Origin of the sequence: Nocardia sp. NPDC101769, from assembly GCF_044766925.1 — a bacterium.
GTDB lineage: Bacteria > Actinomycetota > Actinomycetes > Mycobacteriales > Mycobacteriaceae > Nocardia.
The window spans coordinates 65,342-87,903 of record NZ_JBIWMX010000017.1 but is presented as its reverse complement, the minus strand read 5'-3'; the positions used below and the strand labels follow the sequence as shown (position 1 = coordinate 87,903).

The window sequence follows — 22,562 nt, the reverse complement described above, 5'->3', positions numbered from 1 at the left end:
GATCGGCTAAATCGCCGCAACCAGCATAAACCCGCGATGCGCACCCGGACGTGAAAAGAGTTCGGCCCCTGCTCCGATCGGAGCAGGGGCCGAATTCCATTGGCTGCCTACAAAGCTCAGCGGTAGTCGCTGAAGCCGTAGTCGTCCAGCGGGACCGCGGCACCGGTGGAGGTGCCGAAGCCGTCCGGGCTGTAGTAGCTGTCGTCGTAGGACGGGACAGCGTACGCGGCCTGGCGGGCCTCTTCGGTCGGCTGAACCTGGATGTTGCGGTACCGGTTGATGCCGGTACCGGCCGGGATCAGCTTACCGATGATCACGTTCTCCTTCAGGCCGATCAGCTTGTCGGAGCGGCAGTTGATCGCAGCGTCCGTGAGCACGCGGGTGGTCTCCTGGAAGGAGGCCGCCGACAGCCACGAATCGGTCGCGAGCGACGCCTTGGTGATACCCATCAGCACCGGGCGACCCGAGGCGGGCTCGCCACCCTCCGCGACCACGCGGCGGTTGGCGGACTCGAACTCGGCGCGCTCCACCAGCGAACCCGGGAGGAACTCGGTCGCACCCGAATCGATGATGGTGACGCGGCGCAGCATCTGGCGGACGATCACCTCGATGTGCTTGTCGTGGATGGACACACCCTGCGAGCGGTACACCTCCTGGACCTCGTGGACCAGGTGGACCTGCACCTGACGCGGACCCATCACGCGCAGCACCTCGTGCGGATCGGCCGAGCCCTCGAGCAGCTGCTGACCGACCTCGACGTGGTCACCGTCGGCCAGGAGACGCTCGGAGCCGTCCTCATGCTTGAACACCCGCAGCCGCTGACGCTTCGACAGCTTGTCGTAGAGCACCTCGTCCGAACCGTCGTCCGGAATGATGGTGATCTTGTAGAAGCGGTCGTCGTCCTCGAGCCGCACGCGACCCGACACCTCGGCAATGGGGGCCTTGCCCTTGGGCACACGAGCCTCGAAAAGCTCCTGAACTCGGGGCAGACCACCCGTGATGTCGTCACCCGCGACACCACCCTGGTGGAAGGTACGCATGGTCAGCTGGGTACCGGGCTCACCGATGGACTGGGCGGCGACGATACCGACGGCCTCACCGATGTCCACCAGCTTGCCGGTCGCCATCGAGCGGCCGTAGCAGGTGGCACACACGCCGGTGCCGGTGGTGCAGGTCAGCACGGAGCGGACCTTCACCTCGGTGATGCCGGCCTCGAGCAGCGCCTCCAGGGCGGGGTCGCCCAGGTCGTGGCCCTTCTCGACGACGACATTGCCGTTCGCGTCCACCGCGTCGGTGGCCAGCGTACGAGCGTAGGTGCTGGTCTCCACGTGGGCGTCCCGGATGAGCGAGCCGTCGGCCTGCTTCTCCGCGATCGGCACCACGATGCCGCGCTCGGTGCCACAGTCGGTCTCGCGCACGATGACGTCCTGCGACACGTCCACCAGACGACGGGTCAGGTAACCCGAGTCGGCGGTACGAAGCGCGGTGTCGGCCAGACCCTTTCGCGCACCGTGGGTGTTGATGAAGTACTCCAGAACCGTCAGGCCCTCACGGAAGGAGGACTTGATCGGCCGCGGGATGAACTCACCCTTCGGGTTGGTAACCAGACCCTTCATACCGGCGAGGGTACGAGTCTGGGTGAAGTTACCGGTCGCGCCCGAGTCGACGATCGTAATGATCGGGTTGTCGGCCGGGTAGTGCGCGCGCAGCGCCTTACCGACCTCTTCGGTCGCTTCCTGCCAGATCTTGACCAGGGCGTTGTTGCGCTCCTGGTGATCGAGCGCACCACGCTGGTACTTCTTCTCGATCTGATCCGACTGCGCCTCGTAGCGCTCCATGATCTCCGCCTTCTCCGGCGGAACGAGCACGTCCGACATGGAGACGGTGACACCGGAGCGGGTGGCCCAGTAGAAGCCGGAGTCCTTCAGCTTGTCGACGGTCTGCGCCACGACGATCATCGGGTAGCGCTCGGCGAGATCGTTGATGATCGCCGCCTGACGCTTCTTCGGCATCGGCTCGTCGATGAACGCGTAGTCCGCCGGAAGCAGGTCGTTGAAGATGACGCGGCCCAGCGTGGTCTTGGTGATCCACGCGTCGCCCCGCTGCCAGCCGTTCGGGAACAGCTCGGCCTCGACGTCCTTCGGCGGACGCTGCTCGGTCAGACGAATCTTGACCAGCGAACGCACGGTCAGCTCACCACGGTCGACAGCCATCTGCGCCTCGGCGGGCGAGGAGTAGACGCCGAACTCGGCCTCGTCCTTGGTGGCCGCGCGGTACTCACCCTTCGCGCCCTCTTCCAGGCGGGTCAGGTAGTACAGACCGGTCACCATGTCCAGACGCGGCATGGCGAGCGGACGACCCGACGCCGGCGACAGGATGTTGTTCGAGGACAGCATGAGGATGCGGGCCTCGGCCTGCGCCTCCGCCGACAGCGGCAGGTGCACGGCCATCTGGTCACCGTCGAAGTCGGCGTTGAACGCCTCACACACCAGCGGGTGCAGCTGGATGGCCTTACCTTCGACCAGCAGTGGCTCGAAGGCCTGGATACCCAGGCGGTGCAGGGTGGGCGCCCGGTTCAGCAGCACCGGGTGCTCGGAGATGACCTCTTCGAGGACATCCCACACCTGGGGACGCTGACGCTCCACCATCCGCTTGGCGGACTTGATGTTCTGCGCGTGGTTCAGGTCGACCAGACGCTTCATGACGAACGGCTTGAACAGCTCGAGCGCCATCAGCTTGGGCAGACCACACTGGTGCAGCTTCAGCTGCGGACCGACAACGATGACCGAACGGCCGGAGTAGTCGACACGCTTACCGAGCAGGTTCTGACGGAAACGACCCTGCTTACCCTTGAGCAGATCGCTCAGCGACTTCAGCGGGCGGTTACCCGGACCGGTGACCGGACGGCCACGACGGCCGTTGTCGAACAGCGCGTCCACCGACTCCTGAAGCATGCGCTTCTCGTTGTTCACGATGATCTCGGGCGCACCCAGATCGATCAGTCGCTTCAGCCGGTTGTTGCGGTTGATGACGCGGCGGTACAGGTCGTTCAGGTCGGAGGTCGCGAAGCGGCCACCGTCCAGCTGCACCATCGGGCGCAGCTCCGGCGGGATCACCGGCACGGCGTCGAGGACCATGCCCATCGGCGAGTTGCCGTTGGTCTGGAACGCGGCTACGACCTTCAGACGCTTCAGCGCGCGCAGCTTCTTCTGGCCCTTGCCCGTGCGAATGGTCTCGCGCAGGTTCTCGGCCTCGGCGCCGATGTCGAAGGTCTCCATGAGCTTCTGGATCGCCTCGGCACCCATGGCACCGGTGAAGTACTCGCCGTAGCGGTCCTGCAGCTCGCGGTAGATCACCTCGTCGATGATCAGCTGCTTCTTGGCCAGCTTGGTGAAGGTGGTCCAGATCTCGTCGAGCCGGTCCAGCTCACGCTGGGAGCGGTCGCGCAGCTGACGCATCTCGCGCTCGCCGCCGTCCTTGACCTTGCGGCGGACGTCGGACTTGGCGCCCTCGGCCTCCAGCTCGGCCAGGTCGGCTTCCAGCTTCTGGGCGCGGGCCTCGAGGTCGGCGTCGCGCTGATCGGCGACCGACTTCTTCTCGACCTCCATCTCCGCCTCGAGCGTGGACAGCTCGTTGTGGCGCAGCTCGTCGTCGACCGCGGTGATCACGTACGCGGCGAAGTAGATGATCTTTTCCAGATCCTTCGGCGCGAGGTCGAGCAGGTAACCCAGGCGCGACGGCACACCCTTGAAATACCAGATGTGGGTGACCGGGGCGGCCAGCTCGATGTGGCCCATGCGCTCACGACGCACCTTGGCACGAGTCACCTCGACACCACAGCGCTCACAGATGATGCCCTTGAAGCGGACACGCTTGTACTTACCGCAGTAGCACTCCCAGTCCCGGGTGGGACCGAAGATCTTCTCGCAGAAGAGGCCGTCCTTCTCCGGCTTCAGCGTGCGGTAGTTGATGGTCTCCGGCTTCTTGACCTCGCCGAAAGACCAGTTGCGAATGTCTTCGGCGGTCGCCAGGCCGATCCGGAGTTCATCGAAGAAGTTGACGTCTAGCACGTAACTTCCTTTCCCCTGTTCGGGTTGAGAATGAGCAAAAGTTCAAATCCGTTGCCCTGGAGCGCCTTCCGGTATCTCATATCGAGCACCTCGAGCCGCTCCAGGACCGTTCGCTCACTGCGCCAGGTCGTCGACCGTCGCAGCCTCGTTGCGGGACAGGTTGATACCCAGGTTCGCCGCGGCGCGCTCCAGGTCCTCGTCGTCGCCGTCGCGCATCTCGATCGCGGCGCCGTCCGAGGACAGCACCTCCACGTTGAGGCACAACGACTGGAGTTCCTTCAAGAGCACCTTGAACGACTCCGGGATACCGGGCTCCGGAATGTTCTCGCCCTTGACGATCGCCTCGTACACCTTCACGCGGCCGACCACGTCGTCCGACTTGATGGTGAGCAGTTCCTGCAGGGTGTAGGCCGCGCCGTACGCCTGCATGGCCCAACATTCCATTTCACCGAAGCGCTGACCACCGAACTGCGCCTTACCACCCAGCGGCTGCTGCGTGATCATCGAGTACGGACCGGTCGAACGCGCGTGGATCTTGTCGTCGACCAGGTGGTGCAGCTTCAGGATGTACATGTAGCCGACCGACACCGGGTACGGGAACGGCTCGCCGGAACGGCCGTCCAGCAGGATGGCCTTGCCGTCGTCGTTGATCATCTTCTCGCCGTCGCGGTTCGGCAGCGTCGAACCGAGCAGGCCGGTCAGCTCCTCCTCACGCGCACCGTCGAACACCGGGGTGGCGATGTTCGTGTCGGCGGGCTGACCGATCATTTCCTCGGGCAGGTTCTTCGCCCAGTCCGGGGAACCGTCGACCTGCCAGCCGGTCTTGGCGATGTAACCCAGATGGGTCTCCAGCACCTGGCCGATGTTCATACGACGCGGCACACCGTGGGTGTTCAGGATGATGTCGACCGGCGTGCCGTCCGGCAGGAACGGCATGTCCTCCTGCGGCAGGATCTTGCCGATGACACCCTTGTTGCCGTGACGGCCGGCCAGCTTGTCGCCGTCCTGGATCTTGCGCTTCTGCGCAACGTAAACGCGCACCAGCTCGTTCACACCCGGGGGCAGATCGTCATCGTCGTCACGCGAGAACACGCGCACGCCGATCACCTTGCCCGACTCACCGTGGGGCACCTTCAGCGAGGTGTCACGCACCTCACGCGCCTTCTCACCGAAGATCGCGCGCAGCAACCGCTCCTCCGGCGTCAGCTCGGTCTCACCCTTCGGGGTGACCTTGCCGACCAGGATGTCGCCGTCACGAACCTCCGCACCGATACGCACGATGCCACGCTCGTCGAGGTCGGCCAGGACCTCATCGGAGACATTCGGGATGTCGCGGGTGATCTCCTCGGCACCGAGCTTGGTGTCACGAGCATCGATCTCGTGCTCCTCGATGTGGATCGAGGTCAGCACGTCGTCCTCCACGAGGCGCTGCGACAGGATGATCGCGTCCTCGTAGTTGTGGCCCTCCCACGGCATGATCGCCACGAGCAGGTTCTTACCCAGCGCCATCTCACCGTTCTCGGTGCACGGACCGTCGGCGAGCACATGCCCGGCCTCCACCCGCATACCCTCGTCCACGATCGGACGCTGGTTGGCGCAGGTGCCCTGGTTCGAACGCTCGAACTTACGCAGGCGGTACGAACGGCGGGTGCCATCGTCGTGCATGACGGTGATGAAGTCGGCCGAAACCTCCTCCACCACACCGGCCTTCTGGTTCACGACCACGTCGCCGGCGTCGACGGCGGCGCGCAGCTCCATGCCGGTGCCGACCAGCGGCGACTCGGAACGGATCAGCGGCACGGCCTGACGCTGCATGTTCGCGCCCATGAGGGCACGGTTGGCGTCGTCGTGCTCGAGGAACGGGATCATGGCGGTCGCGACCGACACCATCTGGCGCGGCGAGACGTCCATGAAGGTCACCTCGGTCGGCGCGACGTACTCCATCTCCTCGTTGCCGCGGCGCGCGAGCACCTTGTCCTCGAGGAAGTTGCCGTCGGCGTCGACCGGAGAGTTGGCCTGCGCACGAACCTGGCGGTCCTCCTCGTCGGCGGTCAGGTACTTGACCTCATCGGTGACGCGGCCGTTCACGACCTTGCGGTACGGGGTCTCGATGAAACCGAACGGGTTGACCCGCGCGTACACCGAGAGCGAGCCGATCAGGCCGATGTTCGGGCCTTCCGGGGTCTCGATCGGGCACATGCGGCCGTAGTGCGACGGGTGGACGTCACGAACTTCCAGGCCGGCGCGCTCACGGGACAGACCACCCGGGCCCAGCGCCGACAGACGACGCTTGTGGGTCAGACCCGACAGCGGGTTGTTCTGGTCCATGAACTGCGACAGCTGCGAGGTGCCGAAGAACTCCTTGATCGCCGCCACGACCGGGCGGATGTTGATCAGGGTCTGCGGGGTGATCGCCTCGACGTCCTGGGTGGTCATGCGCTCACGCACGACGCGCTCCATGCGGGACAGACCGACGCGGATCTGGTTCTGGATCAGCTCGCCAACCGTCCGCAGACGACGGTTGCCGAAGTGGTCGATGTCGTCGACGTCGACCGGGACCTCGGAGCCGCCGGGGGCGGTCATCAGGCGATCGCCCTGGTGCAGGCGGACCAGGTACTCGATCGTCGCGACGATGTCTTCCTTGGTCAGCGTCGAACCGGTGACCGGCTTGTCCAGGTTCAGGCCGAGCTTCTTGTTGATCTTGTAGCGACCGACGCGAGCCAGGTCGTAGCGCTTCTCCTTGAAGAACAGGTTCTCCAGCAGGGTCTGCGCCGACTCCTTGGTCGGCGGCTCGCCCGGACGCAGCTTGCGGTAGATGTCGAGCAGCGCCTCGTCCTGACCCGGGGTGGAGTCCTTTTCGAGGGTGGACATCATGATCTCGGAGAAGCCGAAGCGCTCGGTGATCTCCTCGGTGGTCATCCCCAGCGCCTTGAGCAGCACGGTGACGGGCTGACGGCGCTTGCGGTCGATGCGGACGCCGACGGTGTCGCGCTTGTCCACGTCGAACTCCAGCCACGCGCCGCGCGACGGGATGACACGCACGGAGTGCAGCGTCTTCTCGGTGGACTTGTCGATCGACTCGTCGAAGTACACACCCGGGGAACGGACCAGCTGCGACACGACGACGCGCTCGGTGCCGTTGATGATGAACGTGCCCTTGTCGGTCATCATCGGGAAGTCACCCATGAAGACCGTCTGAGACTTGATCTCACCGGTGTTGTTGTTGATGAACTCCGCGGTCACGAACAGTGGCGCCGCGTAGGTCATGTCCTTGTCCTTGCACTCCTCGATGGAGGCCTTGACCTCTTCGAAGCGTGGGTCGGAGAAGGACAGCGACATGGAGCCGGAGAAGTCCTCGATCGGAGACAGCTCCTCGAGCACCTCTTCGAGGCCCCCGACGGGATCGGTGACGTCGCCGCGCGCGGTAGCACGCTCACGCCAGTCTGCTGAACCGACCAGCCAGGCGAACGATTCGGTTTGTAGATCGAGAAGTCCGGGAACCTCCAGGGGCTCACGAATCTTCGCGAAAGACACCCGCTTCGGGGCTCCGGGGATACCGGCCTTGGTCTGGGTGGAGACTGCCAAGATGCGTCCTTCCAGCACCTCACGCGCGTCGCGTGGTGGTCCGCGACCGTCGCTTGTCTGCTACGAATTCCGCTGGTTACGACCCGAACGAAACCCGAACAGCAAACAGCGGAAGTAACACCGGAAGGTGGAACTTTCGTGATGCGATCGAGGTATGGACAGGAGGCAGCCAGCGCAACGTCCAAAACTACACCCAAACCTACGGGGGTGTCAAAGTACCACCCGTGGCGATCCGTGGGCGGCAACTTCGCCCCGGTGTGTCCGTGTCGATATCCCGGCGATCAGAACGCCGATATCACCACAGCCGAGTGACGGTCTCCACACGGTTTTCCGGCCGGGCCGCTAGTCCGCTGGCTGCGTTCGCAAGACCCTCGCCGGCGTTCTGTCCCCTGTGACAGCCGCCGCTGTTGTGAATAGCGTGACGGGTCGGACGAAACTCGTCAAGTGGCGGCCCGAGTTGACAAATCGCGAGATCGCCTGTCCCCCTACAAGATCACTGCGCCCACCTGCCCTTCGCTTCGCTCCGGGCTGTTCGCGGCCCCTTCGGGCCTCGATTCTTCCCTCCCTACGCTCCTCCGCTTCGCTCCCCCGCTCCGGTCAGTCCAGAATCGAGGCGGGGCCGCGAACGCTGTCGGTTATGCGACCAGAGAGGGCGGATTTGGGCTATTTGTCGGTGATCTCGGCGGCCAGCCAGTGACCGCCGACCTTCTGCATGCGCAGCACGATCGGACCCGAGGCGAGGGGTTCGGGCTTGCCGTCCTTGACCGCGGAGATGTTCAGGTTGACCAGGAGCTCGGCGCGGTCGCCGGTGAGAAGGGTCACGCCGATCGGATCGGTTTTGACGTCGGTGTCGGTCTGGGTCTGCTTGATGGTCTCGACCGTGGTGTCGACGTACTTGGCGAAGTCCTTCTGCATCTTGTCGGTGAGCACCGAGTTGACCGAGGCCTTCCACTTGTCGATCTCGGCGGCCTTGTAGCCGTAGAGCGTGGTCAGCGCGTGGTCGCCGGCGGCCTTCACCTCGTCGGTGCCCTTGTTGTCGACGTAGGCCAGATTGCCCGAGTCCGAATCGGGCTTGCTCACCCAGTGATTCACGGCGCCGGCGATCGCGAAGGCCAGCAGCAGCGCGGAGAGCGCTGCGCACACCGTGGCGACACCCCAGTTACGCCAAAACCCGCCCTGCCCGGTCGGCCTGGAATACTGTTGCGGGGCACTGTCTTTGGACAGACCCGGACCGCGCGACGGGGTGGTGCGCGATGCGGTCCGATCCGAACGCTCGGAGGTGGACCGGGCGCTCGTGATCTTCTGCTCGGCGCTCCCGGCCTGGACGTCGGCGGCGGTGGTGCGCGACGCGGTACCGCGCTGGGCGGCCGGGCGGCGCGGGGTGACGCGGTTGACGGGTCGTTTCCGGTTGGCCATGGTCACTCCCTCCTAGTTGCCCGGCTTGGGGGTGGGCTGGGTCGAAGTCGGCTGCTGGGGCGCGTCCTGCTGCGGCGCGGCCGAGCCCAGGGGCACCGGCTCGCCGAGGTTCTGCGCCTTCTCGGCCTTCCAGGTGCTGCCGACCTTGACCAGGTCGAGGGTCCACAGCTGGCGGAAGGACGCGGGCTGGCCACCGGGCCAGCTGCGGGTGATCTTCAGGACCGCGAAGGCCGAGGCGTGGTCGAGCTCACTGTTGAGCGCGGTGACCGTGATGCCCTCGACGCCGGCCTGGATGCGGGTCTTGGAGTCCTGGGCGGTCTGCTTGAGCTGGTCCTGCCCGTCCTCCTGCTGCTTGAGCAGGTCGCCGGTCATGGATGACCGGATATTCGCCAGCGACCCGTCGATGTCGTCCGGGTTGATGGACATGAGGTTGACGACGGCCTGGCGGGCGTCGGTCAGAACGGCGTCGCGGGCATCGGCCCGGGAGCTGTCCTTGGCATCGCCGAACCAGATGAATCCGACCACGGCGGCGGCTATCACGGACACCACCAGCAGCGCGGCCGCGCCGACGGTGACGAGCTTCCGCCGGTCCGAGCCCGCGACGCCCGGCGTCGGCGGCAGCTCGGCGGGCTCGTCCGGCACGATGGTCGGCTCGGCGGTGGATTCGGCCGTCTCCGTCTCCGTCTCGGATTCGGCCGGCTCCGGCGCGACGTCCGCCAAGGACGCGTCCGGGGTTGTTTCGGGAACCGGCGTTGTTGCCGGCTTCTCGAGGTTCGCCCCCGATTCGCTGTCCTTGTGCTGACTCACGCCGCCACCATACTTTCCTCTCTTCGCGCCCTGGCTGGGACTGTGTGCCATCTCGCTGCCGGACCGTGGCCGGGCAGATCGGTCAGTGCTTGGGCGTGACGCCCATGAGCGTGGCCAGCTGGGTGGCCACCGGGTTCAGGTTGAGCTTGTCCGGGTCGTACTTCGGCTTGTCGTCCCAGGGCTGCCCGACGCTGGGGTCGGCCAGTTCCGCGCGACTGGCGCCGCGGACGTCGGTCTCGCTGCCCTGCGGCACCGCGCACCCTGCCTGCGTATTGAGCGGGAAGTCGTCGCGGGTGTCGTCGAAGTTGGGGTTCTGGGCCTTCATCTGGTCCAGAATCCGTTGTGTACCTTCGTATCCCACCGTGCAGGCGGGCGGGTTGTTGGTCTCCAGCACCAGGCCGAAGTGGGTGGTGCCGTCACCGGGCGCGGTGGAAGAGCCACCCAGCGGCAGCAGCGGCAGCATCTGCAGCACCGGTCCGAGGGCGTAGAACTTCGGCGAGATGGCCAGCAGCAGGGTGCGCAGGTTGGTGAGGTCCTTGGTGAGGGCCGGGCCGCTCTCCGTGAGCAGGTGCTGGATCGCCGAACCCGCGTCGGTGCCGGTGCCGATCAGCCGGCGGATGTCCGGGTCGTTGGACTTCAGTTGCGCGGTGAGCTTGTCGAGGCCGTCGCTGAACTGCAGGATCGCCGGGGACTGCTCGGCCTGGGTGCCCAGCACGGTGTGAGCGGAGCGGATCAGCGCCAGGGTCTGCTGCAGGTTGTCACCGCTGGCGGTGGCGCTGAACTTGTTGAGCGAGTCGACCAGGATCTTGAGGTCGTCGCCCTTGCCGTCGAAGGCCTTGCCCAGCTCGGTGATGGTGGTGGACAGCGCCTTCAGGTCGGTGGTGCTGGCGAAGTGGTCCACGCTGGAGAGCAGCTCCTCGACGTGGACGGGCAGCTGCGCGCCGACGATGACCGAGCCGTCCTTCAGGTACGGCCCGCCGTCGCTGGTGGGCTGCAGGTCCACGTACTGCTCACCGATGGCGGAGCGGTCGGCCACCACCGCCTTGGCGTTGGCGGGGACCTTGGGCTTGCCGGAGTTCATCTCCAGGGTGATGAGCACGCCGTCGGAGGTGACGTCGAGGTCGCCGACCCGGCCCACCGGAACGCCGCGGTAGGTGACCTCCGCGCCCTTGGACAGGTTGCCGGTTTCGGCGGCCTCCACCTTCACCTTGTACAGCCCGAAGCCGAGCATGTTATCCAGCCGCACGTACTTGGCGCCGACGAACACGACGCCGAGCACCGCGATGACCGCGAAGGCGATCAGCTGATTACGTACCAGACGAGTCATCGCGGACCACCCACTCCCAGCTGCTCGAGAATCGATCCCAGTGGATCGGTCGGTCCCGGCTGCCCGATCGGCCGCGCCACGGTGGGCGGCAGCGGCAGCAGCGAGACGGTCGGCCAGCCGCCGCGCGGCCCGTTGCCGTTGTAGTACGGGTTGGTCGGATCCACGTTGACCTGGCGGCCCGGGGGCGGCACGTACTGCGGATCCTGTTTGCCCACACCGAGATTCGACAGCAGGGTCCCGATCTGCAGGTCCACCGAGAGCCAAGTGTTGACCTGACCGCCGAACGCGGACTTGATGGCCTCGTCCGGGAACGGGTAGGTCGGGATGAGCGGGAACGCGGTCACCAGGTCACCCGCCGACGAACCCAGCGCCTGCAGCGTGGGCCGCAGCGAGGACAGGTCGGTGATCAGGTTGTCCTTGGACTTGTTGAGCACGTCGAATCCGGCCTGCCCCACCCGATCCAGCTGGCCCAGCAGCTGAATCAGCTGAGGCCGTTGCTCGTTGAGGATCTTGATGCCGCCCGGCAGCTCGTCGAGGATCTTGGAGATCTGGGTGGTCTGCTGTCCCACCCGGCTGGTGAGCGTGTCGAGGCTGTCCAGTGCGCGGGTGATGTTGTCGACCTGGTCGTCGAGGCCCTTGATCAGGGTGTTGGCCTGGCTCAGCAGGTCCCGGACCTTGCCCTCGCGGCCGCCCAGAGTCTTGTTGAGTTCCACCACGATCGGCTGCAGCTGCGCTACGCCGCCGCCGTTGAGCAGCAGCGACAGCGCGCCCAGCACCTGCTCCACCTCGGTGGCGGTGCGGGTGTTCTCGACCGGGATCTTGGCGCCGTCCTTCAACCGCGCGGAATCGGCGCCCTGTGTGGGAGCGGACAGTTCGATGTACTTCTCACCCAGCAGGTTGGTCTGCTTGACCTCTGCGTGGGCATTGGCGGGCAGGTTCACGCTGTCGTTGACGAGCACCTGCACGCTGGCTTCCCAGGCGTTGTCGGGGGCGACGCGGATCTTGTCGACCCGGCCCACGGCGACACCGTCCACCTTCACCGACGACTGCGAGACCAGGTCCAGCACGTCGGAGAAGCGGATGTCGAGGTGCAGCGGATGTTTTCCGATATCCGGGCCGCCGGGCAGCGGAATGCTGTCCGCACCGCAGCCGGCCGCCATCAGCGTCACCGCGCCCAGCGAGGTGGCCAGCAGGGCGGTGCGCCGGACCCGGCCGCCGCGAATCCGGTTGGCGCTCATCGCTGCCCACCTTCCTGCTGCGACGGCGGCAGCTGGTCGGACGGATTGCCGGGGACGGTGCCGGGGACCGTGTTGTGTTGTTCGTTCTCGCCGCTGAGGATGCCGAAGGGCAGCACCAGCGAGGGTGTCTTCACGCCCGCGGTGAGCTGATCGGTGATCACCTTGCAGTTGTTCAGGATCGGCTGCAGCTGACGCGAGATGGCGTCGAACTTGGGGTCGCCGGGACGCAGCTTGCCCAGGTCCAGCATCTTGCAGATGACGCCGAAGGGATCCTGCAGATCGGTGAAGTTGGGGCGCATGTCGAGCGTGCCGGACTCACCGTTGTGCACGTTGATCAGGTTGCTCAGCGCGGTCGGGATGAGCGGCAGCGCCTTGGCCAGATCGTCGCGCTGGTCGGCGAGGGTCTGGGTGAGCTTGGTCAGCGCATCGGCGTTGGACTGCACCAGGTCCCGGTTGTTGTCGATGAACCGGGCCACGTCGCCGAGCGCGACCGACAGCAGATTCAGCGCCTGGCCGAGGGTCTGGCGCTCGTCGGACAGGAACCCGGCCAGCGAGGCCAGCTGGGTGTTGAAGGTCCGCACCTGCGCGTCGTTGTCGGCCAGGGTCTGCACGAAGGTCTGCAGGTTCTTGACCGTGTCGAAAATGTCGGTGCGCGAATCGGAGAGCGTGTGCGCGGCCTTGGACAGCTGGGTGAAGCTGTTGCCCAGCGCGTCGCCGTTGCCGGCGAGGTTCGCCGCGCCGGTGCGCACCAACTGGTTCAGCGCGCCTTCACCGGTGGCGCCGTCGGGCTTGTTCGCGCCCTCCGGGCCGAGCGCCTTCGACAGTTCGGTGATGCTGTTGTAGAGCCGGTCCACCTCGACCGGGGTCGCGGTGCGATCCTTCGGAATGGTGGCGTTGCGGGCCATCTTCGGTCCGCCCTTGTAGGCGGGTGCGAGCTGGATGTACCGGTCCGACACCACCGAGGGGGTGATCTGGGCGGCCTTGGCGTCGGCGGGGATGTCGTAGCCGCGGTCGACCTTCATGACGACCTTGACCACGTCGCCCTGCGGGTCCACCGAATCCACCCGGCCCACCGGCACGCCCAGGACGCGCACGTCGGAACCCTTGTAGATGCCGATGGACTTGTCGAAGTACGCGGTGATGGTGGTGGTGTTGAGTCGATCGAAGCTCCACCATGCGACGCCCGCGAGCACCACCGCCAGGACGGTCACTCCGGCGATGATCTTGCTCTTGGTGCTGGTGCCACGCAGGGCGAAGCGCCGAGAGGAGGAGCGCAGCGGATTGCTCGCCACGAGTTAACCTCCCATCTTTCGGATCGGCTGGCGGTCACCCGGGATGTCCGGCAGCGCGGGCGGAATCAGGTTTGTGATGACCGCGTCGAACCAGCGGCCGTTGCCCAGCACGTTGGAGTAGAGCCCGTAGAAGGGCGCGGCCAGCGTGAGGGTCTTGGACAGGTCGGCCTGGTGGTCGTTGAGCAGATCGATGGTCTTGTTGAGGTTGGTCAGCGCCGGGCCGATCTGGGCCTCGTTGTCCTTGACCAGCGCGGTCAGTTCCGCCGCAACGGTTTTCGCGCCGGTGAGCAGCTGGTGGATGGCCTGCTGGCGCACGTTCAACTCGGCCAGCAGCTCGCCGCCGTTGGAGATGAGCCGCTCGAACTCCTGATTGCGGTCGGCCAGCACCTTGGTGGTGGTCTTGGTGGCCTCGAACAGCTTCTTGAGCTGATCGTCACGCTTGGCCAGGGTCTCCGAGAGCCGGGCGACGCCGTCGATCGAGCTGCGCAGTTCCGGCGGGGTGGCCGAGAAGGCGTCCGACAGCACGGTGAAGCTCTTCGCCAGCTGCGCGGTGTCGGTCTGCTCGATGTTCTTGGCGGCGTCGCTGAACGCGTCCACCACGTCGTAGGGAGACACGGTGCGCGAGAGCGGGATCCGATCCGCGGGGTTCAGGACCTTGGTGCCCTTGGGATCCAGCGCCAGGTACTTCTGCCCGAGCAGGGTCTTGATCTGGATCGAGGCGGTGGTCTCGTCACCGACCCAGGCGTCCTGGGTGCGGAAGTCCACCAGCACCTTGTCGCCGTCGAGGCGGACATCGGACACCGCGCCGACCTTGACGCCGGCGATGCGCACCTCGTTGCCCTTCTTCAGGCCCGCGGCCTCGGAGAACTCGGCGGTGTACTTGATGCCTGCCCCGATGATCGGCAGTTTGTCCAGGTTGAACGCGGACAGGGTCACCAGCAGCACCAGGATCAGGCCCAGCCCACCCATGAACGCCGGACTGCGCTTGCCCAATACAGCGCGGTCGTCCATCAGCGGCCTCCCTTCCCATGGCAGCGCGGGGCCGGATTCGTGTAGATCGGCTGGTTCACAGTCGGCATGTTCTGCAGTGCGGGCGGGAAGTTCAGCTGCGGCGCGTCCTTGGTGCCCGGTCCGGCGACGATGTCGATGCCGCACAGATAGAACTGGAACCAGGAGCCGTAGGACGCCGCTCGACCGAGCTTCTCCATCTTGATGGGCAGGTTGGTCAACCCCTCGTCGACCTCGTCCTTGCGGTCGTTGAGAGTGCCGGTGAGCTGGTTCAGACCGGCGATGGCGCCCTGCAGGTTCGGCCGCACCGGGACCAGCAGGTCGGCGGTGGCCGAGGCCAGGTTGCCGAGCGAGGTGACCGCCGAGCCGATGGTGCCGCGATCGGCGTTCAGCCCGGTGACCAGCGCCTCGGTGTTGACGATCAGCTGGTCGAGCTGGTCGCCGCGCGAATTGATGCTGTCCAGCACGGCATTCAGGTTCTTGATCAGCTCACCGATCACCGCGTCCTTGTCGGCCACCTTGTTGGTGAGCGAGGCGGTATTGGCCACCAGGTCCGCGATGGTGCCGGATTCGCCCTGGAAGACCTGGATGATCTCGGACGACAGCTTGTTGACGTCCTCGGGGGTCAGCGTCTGGAACAGCGGCCGGAAGCCGTTGAACAGCTCGGTCAGATTGACCGCCGGCTTGGTGCGCTCCAGCGGGATGGTCGAGTCCTTGTTCATCTTGCGGCCCTGCTGCCCGGTGCCCTGCTCCAGTGCGATGTAGCGCTGGCCCACCAGGTTCCGGTACTTGATGGTCGCGGTCGTGGAGGCGGGCAGCCAATCCCGGTCGGTCAGTTCGAATTCCACATTGGCCAGGCGCTTGTCCACGATGGACACATTGGTCACCTTGCCCACCCGGACACCGGCCACCCGGACCTCGTCGCCCTTGTTCAGGGAGGTCACATCGGTGAACCGGGCATTGAACTTGGTACCGCCGCCACCGTAATTGGCGATGGTCAGCGCCAGCACGCCCGTCAGGAAGACCGTGACGAGAATGAAGGCGATCAGTTTGGTCAGTGTCGGCCCGAGGCCGCGCAACAGATCCTTCACTTGACGCTCACCTCACTGCCGCGGAAGGCCGGGGCGGCGATCTTGGTCACCCAGGTGGGCACCTGTTCGGGCGAAACTCCGTGTGCCGCACCGTAGATCGCACCCAGGGCCTGGGCCTCCTGCGGCGAGTAGGCGGTGGTCGGCGCCTGCGGGCCGTACACCTTGTACTGCGGCTCCGGCATGCGGCCGATGTTCTGGTCACCCGGATTACGGCTCGGCGGCTGGTAGGAACCGTCATTGGCGGAACCGTCGGTGTACTGGCCCGGGTCGGTGCCCGGCGGGTACATCGGAACGCACAGCGGCCCACGCGGGTCGAACCAGCGCGGCTCGTCCTGATTGGGCACATAGCGGCCGCGCGGATTCACGATCTGCACGGTCACGCGCGAGCCCGGCAGGTTGGTGCCCTTGCCGAAGATCTGGTCGATGCGCGGCTTCAGCTCCGCGAAACCAGCCAGCGCGCAACTGTAGCTGGGCGAGTACTTGGCCAGCGCTTCCAGCGCGGGCCGCGAGTCCGCCGCCACGTCGATGATGTTGTCGCGGTTGGCCACCAGGAAGTCGGCGGTGGTCGACGCGCTCGGGGTCAGCGTCGCCAGCAGGGTGTCGACCTGCGAACGCTTCTGCACGATGGTGGCATTGGTGGTGCGCAGGTTGTCCAGCGCGGACACCAACTCCGGCGCGGCATCGGCGTAGGTGGTCGCCACGTCGGCGAGGCTCTTCAGATCCTGTTGCAGCGTCGGCATTTCGCCGTTGACCTGGGTGACGATGTCGTCGAGCCGGTCGATGGTCTTGCCCAGCTCCTCGCCCTGCCCCTGCAGCGCATTGGACAGTGCGCCCAGCGTGGAGGACAGGTACTGCGGCGGAATCGCCTGCAGCAGCGGCAGGATGTGATCCAGCAGCTGGCTCACCTCGACGGCGTTGCCGCTGGTGTCCTGGTGCAGGGTCACGCCCGCGGTGAGATGCCCCTGCGGGCTCTCCGGCCACACCAGATCGATGTAGCGCTCACCGAACAGCGTCTTGGGCAGCAGGCGGGCGGTCACATTGGACGGGATCTTGCCGGCCTTGCCCGGGTCGATGGCCAGATCCAGCGTGACGTTCTTGCCGTCGTAGGAGCTCGACCGCAGCTCGCCGACGGTGACGCCGCGGACCTTCACATCCGCGTTGCGGGTCAGCGCGTTTCCGACGGTGTCGGTGATCAGGTTGACCCGGACGGTGTCCACGAACTGCTTGTTGTAGATGGCGATGGTGGTCCACAGGAACAGCGCCACCAGCACGAAGAAGAGCACGCCGAGGGTACGGCTGCGCAGTTTCTCGGTGGAACGCCAGAGCTGCACGTGCTGCGGGTTGCTCATGCTGCCTCCATCCGGGATGAGCGGGCGGCCTGCGTGGTTACGCAAGCTGCCGCCTCCGGCCGCTGACCGCTCATGCTGCCTCCATCCGGGATGAGCGGGCGGCCTGCGTGGTTACGCAAGCTGCCGCCTCCGGCCGCTGACCGCTCATCCCGCCACCCGCACCGTCGTGGTCGTGCCCCAGATAGCCAGGGACAGGAAGAAATCGAGCACATTGATCAGCACGATGGCGGCGCGCACCGCGCGGCCCACGGCCACACCCACGCCCGCGGGACCGCCGCTCGCGTTGTAGCCGTAGTAGCAGTGCACCAGGATGATCACGAACGCGAAGACGAGCACCTTCACGAAGGAATAGAGCACGTCCTCCGGTGGCAGGAACAGACTGAAGTAGTGGTCATAGGAACCACTGGACTGCCCGTTGAAGTAGATGCTGATCATCCGCGAGGCCAGGTAGGTGCCCAGCAGGCCGACCACGTACAGCGGAATCACGGCGAGGAAGCCGGCGATGGCGCGCGTGGTCACCAGGAAGGGCACCGAGGGCACCGCCATCACCTCGAGCGCGTCGATCTCCTCGGAGATCCGCATCGCGCCCAGCTGCGCGGTGAAACCACAGCCGACCGTCGCCGAAAGTGCCAGTGCCGCAACCAGTGGTGCGAGCTCGCGGGTATTGATGTACCCGGTCAGGAAGCCGGTGAGGACACCGGAGCCCAAGGCGTCGAGGGCCTTGAAGCCCTGCAGGCCGACGACCACACCGACCGAGGCCGACATGAACACGATGACGCCGATGGTGCCGCCGATGACCGCGAGGGCGCCCGACCCGAAGGTCACCTCGGCCAGCAGCCGCATGACCTCCTTGCGGAAGTGCACGATCGTCTTCGGGATCGCGCCGATCGCCCGCGAGTAGAACGACATCTGATCGCCGGCCTTGTCGACCAGGTCGACCGGCGCCATGAGCACGGGTCTGACCCGGCGCGCCGACCGGGAGAAAACGGTGGAGCGCTGCGAAACAACCATGGGTCACGCGCCCTTTGCGGGGACGACCTGAAGGTAGATCAGGGTGAGGATCAGATTCAGGAAGAACAGAACGAGGAACGTGATCACCACGGACTGGTTCACCGCGTCACCCACTCCTTTCGGTCCCCCCTTTGGATGCAGGCCCTTGTAGGCGGCGATCACGCCGGCCACGACACCGAAGATCAGGGCCTTGATCTCGCCGATGACCAGGTCGGGGATCTGCGCGAGGGCGGAGAAGGACGCGAGGTACGCGCCCGGGGTGCCGCCCTGGAGCCCGACGTTGAAGAAGTAGCCGCCGCAGATGCCGACGACCGAGACCATGCCGTTGAGCAGGAAGGCCACCAGCATCATGCCCAGCACGCGCGGAACCACAAGGCGCTGAATGGGATCGATGCCGAGGACCTCCATGGCGTCGATCTCCTCGCGAATGGTGCGCGAGCCGAGATCGGCGGCCACGGCCGAGCCGGCGGCGCCGGCGATGATCAGCGCGGTGACGACCGGTGCAGCTTGCTGCACGGTGGCCAGAACACTGGTCGCGCCGGTGAAGTTCTCCGCCCCCAGCTGCTTGATGAGCGAGCCGGTCTGCAGGGCCACCACGGCGCCGAACGGGATTGCCACCAGAGCGGCAGGGAGGATCGAGACACTCGCGATGAACCACGACTGTTCGATGAACTCCCGCACTTGGAAGGGCCGGCGGAACGTCTTCCGGAACACGTCCAGAAACAGTGCGAAAATGTTGCCGGTCTGGGCAAGTCCCGACTCGACCGGGGTGCGCAGTCGCGTCAGGGTGGGATTCACGCCGCGTATGTTACCCGTTAGTCAGGTTCTGTCGAACCGTGGCGTCGTAGCCACCCTGATATGCGGGCATCACCGTCGTGTCGGCCTCATCGCCGTTCTGCGACATCGACTCGCGAATGGCTTCCTGGGCGGCCGGCGGCAGCGTATGCATGATCTGGCGGACCCGCTCGCGGCGACGCGCGACAGCGCCACGCACGGGCATGCCCGGCTGCGCCCGCATCTGCGGGATGATGCCCTCGATCTCCTCCGCGCCACCGGCGTGGTGACCCGAGTCGAACATGGCCTGCTCGCGGGCCATCTGGGCTTCGTCCTTCTCCTCGGACATACCGATCGGGCCCTGCATACGGCCGTTGAGGAACTGCTTGACCACCGGCTCCTCCGAGGTCAGCAGCACCTCGCGTGGGCCGAACATGACCAGATTGCGGCGGAACAGCATGCCGATGTTGTCCGGCACCGTACGAGCCAGGTTGATGTTGTGCGTCACGATCAGGATCGTCGCGTCGATCTGCGCGTTGATATCGATCAACAGCTGCGAGAGATAGGTGGTGCGAACCGGATCCAGACCGGAGTCCGGCTCGTCGACCAGGATGATCTGCGGGTCCAGCACCAGCGCGCGGGCCAGGCCGGCGCGCTTGCGCATACCACCGGAGATCTCACCGGGCAGCTTGCCCTCGGCGCCGAGCAGACCGGTCAGCTCGAGCTTCTCCATGACGATCTTCTTGATCTCGGATTCGCTCTTCTTGGTGTGCTCGCGCAACGGGAAGGCCGTGTTGTCGAACAGGTTCATCGACCCGAACAGCGCGCCGTCCTGGAACAGGACACCGAACAGCTTGCGGATCTCGTACAGATCCTTGTTCGAGCAGGTGGTGATGTCGGTGCCGTCGATGTAGATCGAGCCCTTCTCCGGGCGCAGCAGACCGATCAACGACTTCAGGAAGACCGACTTACCGGTACCCGACGGGCCGAGCAATGCGCTGACTTCCCCCGGCGGCAGCGTCAGCGTGACGTCCTGCCAAATACGCTGCGAACCGAACGACTTCGTGATGCCTTCGGTTCTGACCTCGACGCCCACGCCAACCTCCACTTTCTCCGACGAGCGCACTACGTGTGACTACGCGCCACAAAATTCGCGCGGTGTGGCGCATCACAGTAGGTCCGGTCACTGTATCGCATATACACCGTCTCGGACACCGGGACCTGACTGGTCGGTAGGAACATTCGAATCGAATTACCGATTTGCGCCAATCACGACGGCACAATACGCGAAAAGGGCGGTCCCACAATGGGAACCACCCTTTTCACAATCGAGGCGTCACGAGGCTGTGCCCCGCCACAAGCCCGTCTTACTTGACGGAAACCTTGGCGCCGGCCTCTTCCAGCTTCGCCTTGGCGGCCTCGGCGGCATCCTTGGCAACCTTCTCCAGGATCGGCTTCGGGGCACCCTCGACCAGGTCCTTGGCTTCCTTCAGGCCCAGGCCCGAAACGATCTCGCGCACGACCTTGATGACCTGGATCTTCTTGTCGCCGGCACCCTCGAGGATGACGTCGAACTCGTCCTGCTCCTCGGCGGCCTCGGCCGGAGCAGCGGCGCCACCGGCGACGGCGACGGCGACCGGAGCGGCAGCGGTGACCTCGAACTTGTCCTCGAACGCCTTCACGAACTCGGACAGCTCCAGCAGGGTCATGCCGGCGAAGGTCTCGAGCAGCTCATCAACGTTGGCCATTGATATTTCCTTTCGGTAGTTCCGTCACCGCGCGAACGGCGACGAAGAGGTTTGGGGTAGTGACTTATTCGGCGTCTGCGGCCGGAGCTTCGGCGGCGCCACCCTCGGCGCGCTTCTTCTCCTCCAGGGCCGCGGCCAGGCGGGCGATCTGCGAGGCCGGGGCGGCGAACAGCCCGGCAGCCTTCGACAGGTTGCCCTTCATCGCGCCGGCCAGCTTGGCCAGCAGCACCTCGCGCGACTCCAGGTCGGCAATGCGCTCGACCTCGGACACGGACAGCGCAGCGCCGTCCATGTAGCCGCCCTTGATGATGAGCGCCTTGTTGTCCTTGGCGAACGCCTTCAGCGCCTTCGCGGCGTCGACCGGCTCACCCGTAATGAAGGTGATAGCGGTCGGACCGACGAACAAGTCATCCAGGCCTTCCACGCCCGCCTCGGCGGCAGCGCGCTTGACCAGGGTGTTCTTGGCGACGGAGTAGGTAGCGTTCGCGCCGAGGGCACGACGCAGCTCGGTGATCTTGCCGACGGACAGGCCACGGTATTCCGTGACGACAGTCGCGGTGGACGACTTGAACTGCTCAGTGATCTCCGCAACCGCGGTGACCTTCTCAGCCTTTGCCATACTTCGCCTCCTCTCTGGATGGTCGGTTCTCGTATGAACTACCGAGTTCCGCCACAGGGGCCGGCGACAAAGCAAACGCCCCGGACGCAAGGTGGTCCCGGGGCGCACAAGAAACAGTCGCGATTTCTCGCGGGTTTCCCGACCTCGGCTCTCCCTGCGTGGGCCGCCGGCAATATCGCCGGACCTTCAGCCGCCTGACGGCGGCAACCAACGGTCTTCGGTAGAACGATTTGGGGGTGATCACCGAACATGCCGGTGACCGTCGTCCAATATAGCGGACCGGCATCGATACGCCAAAACGAGGGGAAGCACCCGCCCGTCCGCCGTTGTTCTTCTTCGCAAAAGCGAAGGGCCGGTACGAGATTCGTACCGGCCCTTCGGGCTTCATACGTTGCTACGCGTTACCGCGCCGAGGAATCAGTCTTCCTCGGCGAAGTTGCGGGTGCGGTTCGGATCCACCGGGATGCCCGGTCCGGTGTTGGTCGAGAACGTCACCTTCTTGACGTAGCGGCCCTTCGCGGTGGAGGGCTTGACACGCAGGATCTCGTCGAGCGCGGCGCCGTAGTTCTCGGCCAGCTTCTTCTCGTCGAAGGAAGCCTTGCCGATCACGAAGTGCAGGTTGGCCTGCTTGTCGACGCGGAAGTTGATCTTGCCGCCCTTGATGTCGTTGACAGCCTTGGTCACATCGGGGGTGACGGTGCCGGTCTTGGGGTTCGGCATCAGGCCACGCGGGCCCAGCACGCGAGCGATACGACCGACCTTGGCCATCTGGTCCGGGGTGGCGATCGCGGCGTCGAACTCCAGCCAGCCGCCCTGGATGCGCTCGATCAGGTCCTCGGCGCCCACGGCGTCCGCACCGGCGGCCTCGGCCTCGGCGGCCTTGTCGCCGACCGCGAACACGATGACGCGGGCGGTCTTACCGGTGCCGTGCGGCAGGTTGACGGTGCCACGGACCATCTGGTCGGCCTTGCGGGGGTCGACGCCCAGACGGACGGCGACCTCGACGGTCGCGTCGGTCTTGGTGGTCGAAGTCTCCTTCGCCAGGCGCGCGGCGGCCAGCGGAGCGTAGAGCGCGGCGCGGTCGACCTTGGCGGCCGCCTCGAGATAAGCCTTGCTTCGTTTTGCCATGATTCTCTGTCCTTGTCTAAGTCAGAAGTGGTGCGGGACAGGCGGTCCCTTCCACAAGAGCTCTGTATCCAACTGCGGCGATCGCGGGCCCTACGTGGT

16 protein-coding genes are annotated in these 22,562 nt (G+C 65.7%); all 16 read right to left on the bottom strand.

The window, feature by feature from the left end; all coding sequences use genetic code 11:
* Positions 1–116: 116 nt before the first annotated feature.
* Positions 117–4,070 (bottom strand): DNA-directed RNA polymerase subunit beta', encoded by a 3,954-nt coding sequence (locus ACIRRA_RS25420; protein WP_402772679.1) that lies wholly within the window; start codon positions 4,068–4,070, stop codon positions 117–119.
* A 114-nt stretch (positions 4,071–4,184) separates the two neighbouring features.
* A complete protein-coding gene (locus ACIRRA_RS25415) occupies positions 4,185–7,673 on the bottom strand; it encodes a DNA-directed RNA polymerase subunit beta (protein ID WP_402772676.1) in 3,489 nt (1,162 codons plus the stop codon).
* Between the two features lie 645 nt (positions 7,674–8,318).
* On the bottom strand, positions 8,319–9,071 hold the full coding sequence (locus tag ACIRRA_RS25410; protein WP_402772673.1) for a hypothetical protein: 753 nt from the start codon (positions 9,069–9,071) through the stop codon (positions 8,319–8,321).
* Between the two features lie 12 nt (positions 9,072–9,083).
* Positions 9,084–9,878, bottom strand: coding sequence for a hypothetical protein (locus ACIRRA_RS25405; RefSeq protein WP_402772670.1), 795 nt, complete (start codon positions 9,876–9,878; stop codon positions 9,084–9,086).
* A gap of 82 nt (positions 9,879–9,960) precedes the next feature.
* The gene (locus ACIRRA_RS25400) at positions 9,961–11,205 is read right to left on the bottom strand and encodes an MCE family protein (RefSeq protein WP_402772667.1); all 1,245 of its coding nucleotides are present in this window, start codon (positions 11,203–11,205) and stop codon (positions 9,961–9,963) included.
* Complete coding sequence (locus ACIRRA_RS25395) at positions 11,202–12,443, bottom strand: MCE family protein (RefSeq protein ID WP_402772664.1); 1,242 nt, start codon at positions 12,441–12,443, stop codon at positions 11,202–11,204. Before ACIRRA_RS25395 ends, ACIRRA_RS25400 begins: the two co-directional genes overlap by 4 nt.
* Positions 12,440–13,693, bottom strand: coding sequence for an MCE family protein (locus tag ACIRRA_RS25390; protein ID WP_402772871.1), 1,254 nt, complete (start codon positions 13,691–13,693; stop codon positions 12,440–12,442). The genes ACIRRA_RS25395 and ACIRRA_RS25390 overlap by 4 nt, the downstream gene beginning before the upstream one ends.
* A gap of 45 nt (positions 13,694–13,738) precedes the next feature.
* Positions 13,739–14,746 carry an MCE family protein gene (locus tag ACIRRA_RS25385; protein ID WP_402772661.1) on the bottom strand — a complete coding sequence of 336 codons (1,008 nt, stop codon included), beginning with the start codon at positions 14,744–14,746 and terminating at the stop codon, positions 13,739–13,741.
* Positions 14,746–15,822 carry an MCE family protein gene (locus ACIRRA_RS25380; protein ID WP_402772866.1) on the bottom strand — a complete coding sequence of 359 codons (1,077 nt, stop codon included), beginning with the start codon at positions 15,820–15,822 and terminating at the stop codon, positions 14,746–14,748. Before ACIRRA_RS25380 ends, ACIRRA_RS25385 begins: the two co-directional genes overlap by 1 nt.
* A gap of 8 nt (positions 15,823–15,830) precedes the next feature.
* Positions 15,831–17,183, bottom strand: coding sequence for an MCE family protein (locus ACIRRA_RS25375; protein WP_402772658.1), 1,353 nt, complete (start codon positions 17,181–17,183; stop codon positions 15,831–15,833).
* Positions 17,184–17,327: 144 nt separating this feature from the next.
* Entirely contained in the window at positions 17,328–18,131 is an 804-nt protein-coding gene (locus tag ACIRRA_RS25370; RefSeq protein WP_354850825.1) for an ABC transporter permease, read from the bottom strand.
* 66 nt (positions 18,132–18,197) lie between these two features.
* Positions 18,198–18,992 (bottom strand): MlaE family ABC transporter permease, encoded by a 795-nt coding sequence (locus ACIRRA_RS25365; RefSeq protein WP_402772654.1) that lies wholly within the window; start codon positions 18,990–18,992, stop codon positions 18,198–18,200.
* 10 nt (positions 18,993–19,002) lie between these two features.
* The gene (locus tag ACIRRA_RS25360) at positions 19,003–20,064 is read right to left on the bottom strand and encodes an ABC transporter ATP-binding protein (RefSeq protein ID WP_402772651.1); all 1,062 of its coding nucleotides are present in this window, start codon (positions 20,062–20,064) and stop codon (positions 19,003–19,005) included.
* A 271-nt stretch (positions 20,065–20,335) separates the two neighbouring features.
* A complete protein-coding gene (gene rplL, locus ACIRRA_RS25355) occupies positions 20,336–20,716 on the bottom strand; it encodes a 50S ribosomal protein L7/L12 (protein WP_040862028.1) in 381 nt (126 codons plus the stop codon).
* A 64-nt stretch (positions 20,717–20,780) separates the two neighbouring features.
* Positions 20,781–21,335, bottom strand: a complete 555-nt coding sequence (rplJ, locus tag ACIRRA_RS25350; protein WP_354850760.1) for a 50S ribosomal protein L10 — start codon at positions 21,333–21,335, stop codon at positions 20,781–20,783.
* A gap of 417 nt (positions 21,336–21,752) precedes the next feature.
* A complete protein-coding gene (rplA, locus tag ACIRRA_RS25345) occupies positions 21,753–22,463 on the bottom strand; it encodes a 50S ribosomal protein L1 (RefSeq protein WP_402772647.1) in 711 nt (236 codons plus the stop codon).
* Between the last annotated feature and the right edge of the window lie 99 nt (positions 22,464–22,562).

Bases quoted from the DNA above. Each gene is read 5' to 3' on its own strand.
- ACIRRA_RS25410 (WP_402772673.1), bottom strand. From the start codon at position 9,071: ATGGCCAACCGGAAACGACCCGTCAACCGCGTCACCCCGCGCCGCCCG.
- ACIRRA_RS25400 (WP_402772667.1), bottom strand. From the start codon at position 11,205: ATGACTCGTCTGGTACGTAATCAGCTGATCGCCTTCGCGGTCATCGCG.
- ACIRRA_RS25395 (WP_402772664.1), bottom strand. From the start codon at position 12,443: ATGAGCGCCAACCGGATTCGCGGCGGCCGGGTCCGGCGCACCGCCCTG.
- ACIRRA_RS25385 (WP_402772661.1), bottom strand. From the start codon at position 14,746: ATGGACGACCGCGCTGTATTGGGCAAGCGCAGTCCGGCGTTCATGGGT.
- ACIRRA_RS25375 (WP_402772658.1), bottom strand. From the start codon at position 17,183: ATGAGCAACCCGCAGCACGTGCAGCTCTGGCGTTCCACCGAGAAACTG.
- ACIRRA_RS25370 (WP_354850825.1), bottom strand. From the start codon at position 18,131: ATGGCGCCGGTCGACCTGGTCGACAAGGCCGGCGATCAGATGTCGTTC.
- rplL (WP_040862028.1), bottom strand. From the start codon at position 20,716: ATGGCCAACGTTGATGAGCTGCTCGAGACCTTCGCCGGCATGACCCTG.
- rplJ (WP_354850760.1), bottom strand. From the start codon at position 21,335: ATGGCAAAGGCTGAGAAGGTCACCGCGGTTGCGGAGATCACTGAGCAG.
- rplA (WP_402772647.1), bottom strand. From the start codon at position 22,463: ATGGCAAAACGAAGCAAGGCTTATCTCGAGGCGGCCGCCAAGGTCGAC.